Annotated in this window: 2 protein-coding genes and 1 pseudogene; 2 read left to right on the plus strand and 1 reads right to left on the minus strand. The window is 33.2% G+C overall.

Annotated elements, in window-relative coordinates; genetic code table 11:
* Nucleotides 1-52 precede the first annotated feature (52 nt).
* Nucleotides 53-337, plus strand: a complete 285-nt coding sequence (locus tag K8V80_RS06000) for an HU family DNA-binding protein (protein WP_006744256.1) — start codon at nucleotides 53-55, stop codon at nucleotides 335-337.
* Nucleotides 338-606: 269 nt separating this feature from the next.
* On the plus strand, nucleotides 607-2184 hold the full coding sequence (locus K8V80_RS06005; RefSeq protein ID WP_276776096.1) for an Rne/Rng family ribonuclease: 1578 nt from the start codon (nucleotides 607-609) through the stop codon (nucleotides 2182-2184).
* 22 nt (nucleotides 2185-2206) lie between these two features.
* Here the strand turns inward: K8V80_RS06005 and K8V80_RS06010 are convergent.
* A pseudogene (locus tag K8V80_RS06010) lies at nucleotides 2207-2526 on the minus strand (UPF0104 family protein); the annotation flags it as partial.

The raw sequence follows: 2526 nt of genomic DNA on the forward strand, positions 1-2526 counted from the left end.
TATTTGCAAACCAAAAAATTAGAATCACATAGTAATATTATTTTTTTAAGAAATGACAAAAGCGGATATTGTAAACGAGATTACTAAAAAGACTGGAATTGATAAAGTTACAGCTTTAAATACCATTGAGGCATTCATGGATGTTGTAAAAGATTCGTTAGTTAACGATGAAAATGTGTACCTTCGTGGTTTTGGAAGCTTTATTGTGAAAAAAAGAGCGCAAAAAACAGCAAGAAATATCTCAAAGAATACGACTATTATTATTCCTGAGCATAACATTCCTGCATTCAAGCCTTCTAAAACTTTTACTGAAGCTGTAAAAAAACATAATAAATAAGAGTATTAACCATAAAATTTTGAAGCTATGCCAAGCGGAAAGAAGAAAAAAAGACATAAAATGTCTACTCACAAGCGTAAAAAAAGATTAAGAAAGAACAGACATAAAAGCAAAAAATAATTTTTGTAGTCTGTACATCAAAGCAAAGAACAAACTTGCAAAGATTAAATATCTTTCTAGTTTGTTCTTTGTTTAAGTAAAGATTGTGAACAAATGGGGTTATTCAATCGTTCACTATTAATGTATTTATAATAAATAGTAAAATAACTGTGACAAGCGAATTAGTAGTATATGTACAACCCAAAGAAGTTTCCTTAGCTCTTTTAGAGGACAAAAGTCTTGTGGAACTTCAAAGTGAAGGAGTTAATATATCCTTTTCTGTTGGGAATATGTACTTAGGTCGCGTTAAGAAATTAATGCCAGGGCTAAATGCCTGCTTTGTCGATGTCGGTTATGAAAAAGATGCTTTTTTACACTATTTAGATTTAGGTCCTCAATTTAATTCTCTAGGAAAGTATGTCAAACAAACTTTAAGTAATCGTAAAAAATTACCTCCTATGTCAAAAGCAAATATGCTTCCAGATATAGACAAAGATGGTAGTATTTCTGATGTACTAAAAGTTGGACAAGAAGTAGTTGTTCAGATAGCTAAAGAACCTATTTCTACAAAAGGTCCCAGATTAACATCTGAACTATCTTTTGCAGGTAGATATTTAGTCCTTATCCCTTTCAATGATAAGGTATCTGTTTCTCAAAAAATCAAATCAAGTAAAGAAAGAGCTCGTTTAAAGCAACTTCTTAGAAGTATCAAGCCAAAGAACTTTGGTGTTATTGTACGTACAGTAGCCGAAGATAAAAGAGTGGCTGAATTAGATGCTGAGCTAAAGCTTTTATTAAAACGCTGGGATGAATCTATTAAAAAAGTTCAGCGTGCAACAAAGTTTCCTACTTTGATTTTCGAAGAAACAAGTAGAGCTGTAGCTCTATTAAGAGATTTATTTAACCCTTCATTCAAAAATATATATATTAATGATGAAGCGGTATACAACGAAATTAGAGACTATGTTAAACTTATCGATCCTGATAAAGAAAACATAGTTAAGCGTTACAAAGGGCAACTGCCAATATTTGACAACTTTGACATTACCAAACAAATTAAATCTTCGTTTGGTAAAACTGTTTCATATAAACGTGGAGCTTATCTCATTATCGAACACACTGAAGCACTACATGTTGTAGATGTCAATAGTGGAAATCGAACTAAAAATGCTAATGGTCAAGAAGCCAATGCAGTGGAAGTGAACCTAGGAGCAGCAGATGAGATTGCACGTCAATTACGCCTAAGGGATATGGGTGGAATTATTGTCATTGACTTCATTGATATGAATGAATCAGCCAATAGACAAAAGATATATGAAAGAATGTGTGCTAATATGCAAAAAGATAGAGCACGTCATAATATCCTACCTTTAAGCAAATTTGGGTTAATGCAAATAACCCGCCAAAGAGTTCGTCCAGCCATGGATGTTAACACACTAGAAACCTGCCCAACCTGCTTTGGAAAAGGAAGTATCAAATCTTCCATTTTGTTTACGGACACACTAGAGAATAAAATTGATTACTTAGTCCACAAATTAAAGAAAAAGCGATTTTCATTACACGTCCATCCGTATGTAGCGGCCTATATCAATCAAGGTGTCATTTCTCTTAAGAGAAGATGGCAAATGAAATACGGATTTGGCATCAAAATCATACCGAGTCAGAAATTAGCATTTTTAGAATATTTGTTTTATGATGCTGATGGAGAAGAATTGGATATGAAAGAAGAAATAGAAACTAAGATTTAAACAAAAAAGGATAACTGACCAGTTATCCTTTTTTGTTTTTTGACCTACCCACTTGTATTAAGAGTATTCCTATAGCAATCCAGACTAACTCTCTTATACGCACGAGCAAACCCACAAACAACCCATATTGAGGTGACAAACCTAATATTGTGAAGGCAAGCGTAAAACCACCTTCTCTGCCACCCAATTGCATCAGCATAAAAAATAATAGATTAGCCATTAATGATGATATAGCCATAATCAAATAAGAAAGAATAAAATTGCTATATCCCATCAATGGAACAATCAATAGCCAAATCTCTACGCATCCTAGAACTCTTGCAGTAAGCTCCAACCCCAGTG

This window comes from Bacteroides coprosuis (genome assembly GCF_020741705.1).
Classification (GTDB): domain Bacteria; phylum Bacteroidota; class Bacteroidia; order Bacteroidales; family Bacteroidaceae; genus Bacteroides_E; species Bacteroides_E coprosuis.

Bases quoted from the DNA above. Each gene is read 5' to 3' on its own strand.
- K8V80_RS06000 (WP_006744256.1), top strand. From the start codon at position 53: ATGACAAAAGCGGATATTGTAAACGAGATTACTAAAAAGACTGGAATT.